Origin of the sequence: Rahnella ecdela, assembly GCF_019049625.1 — a bacterium.
GTDB classification, from domain to species: Bacteria; Pseudomonadota; Gammaproteobacteria; order Enterobacterales; family Enterobacteriaceae; genus Rahnella; species Rahnella ecdela.
This window is the reverse complement of the sequence record NZ_JAFMOY010000004.1, coordinates 1-241: the sequence shown is the minus strand read 5'-3', so window position 1 is coordinate 241 and position 241 is coordinate 1. Positions and strand designations below refer to the sequence as shown.

The 241-nt window shown below is 42.7% G+C and carries 1 pseudogene; it reads left to right on the top strand.

What is annotated here, in order from left to right:
• Positions 1-127: 127 nt before the first annotated feature.
• Positions 128-241, top strand: a pseudogene (locus J1784_RS00020) (IS3 family transposase); the annotation flags it as partial.

The window sequence follows — 241 nt, the reverse complement described above, 5'->3', positions numbered from 1 at the left end:
GATGCCGTTCTTCCATGAGTTGAAAACAAACTCTTTTTCCTTTGCCGTAAATGTACGTTTCATTCATTAATCCTCCGCTACCCCATGTTTTAGCATGGATGTTGCATTGATCAATTGAATCTACAGCCGCGTACTTTGCAAGAACGTCAGGCTGAAGTACGCCTTCATTAAAAAAATGTCGTCCTTTTATGCTGTACGCAGGTTATGCCTGGTTCTTGGCCTCCATCACAGCGGTTATTAC